Source organism: Acidovorax sp. KPB24-07 (genome assembly GCF_057543315.1).
In genome coordinates, this window is sequence record NZ_BAAJYS010000797.1 from 1 (window position 1) to 887 (window position 887).

The window sequence follows — 887 nt, forward strand, 5'->3', positions numbered from 1 at the left end:
TGATGAGGTCGTTCACGCGCTTGACCTGCGCCACGATGTCGGCCATGGTGCGGCCGGCCTCTTCCACCTGCTGGCTGCCCGCGTCCACCTTCTGCACGCTGTCGGTGATGAGGCCCTTGATCTCCTTGGCGGCGTCGGCGCTGCGCTGCGCGAGGCTGCGCACTTCGCTGGCCACGACGGCGAAGCCCCGGCCCTGCTCGCCGGCACGGGCGGCTTCCACGGCGGCGTTGAACGCCAGGATGTTGGTCTGGAAGGCGATGCCGTCGATCACCGCGACGATGTCCGCGATGCGGCGCGAGCTGCCCGCAATCTCCTGCATCGTCGCCACCACCTCGCCGACCGCCGCGCCGCCGCGCTGGGCCACCGCCATGCTGCTGGCGGCCAGCTGGTTGGCCTGGCGCGCGCTGTCGGCGTTCTGCTTCACGGTGGACGACAGCTGCTCCATGCTGGCGGCGGTTTCCTCCAGCGACGCGGCCTGCTGCTCGGTGCGCCCGCTCAGGTCGCCGTTGCCCAGCGCGATCTCGCGCGAGCCGGTGTGGATCTCCTCCACGCCCTGGCGCACCTGCGTGACCATGCGCGCCAGGCCCTCCTGCATGGTGCGCGCGGCGCCCATCAGGCGGCCGATCTCGTTGGACGAGCGCACCTCGATGCGCGTGGTGAGGTCGCCCTGGGCGACCTTCTCCAGCAGCGCGCCGGCGTCGTCCAGCGGCGCCAGCACGTTGCGGCGGATGAACACCCAGCACAGGACCGCCAGCACCACGCCCACCACCACAGCACGCCGGCCGCGATCTCCGCGATCTGCAGCAGCCGCACCGACTGCGCCTGCAGGCATTGCCGCGCTGGCCTTCGGCATCGAAGAGCTGCTTCATCAGCCCCTCCATGTCCGC

At 71.4% G+C, this 887-nt stretch carries 1 pseudogene; it reads right to left on the reverse strand.

Annotation, left to right across the window (positions count from 1 at the left end):
- Positions 1–772: pseudogene (locus tag AC27IQ_RS25880) on the reverse strand (methyl-accepting chemotaxis protein); the annotation flags it as partial.
- Positions 773–887 lie beyond the last annotated feature (115 nt).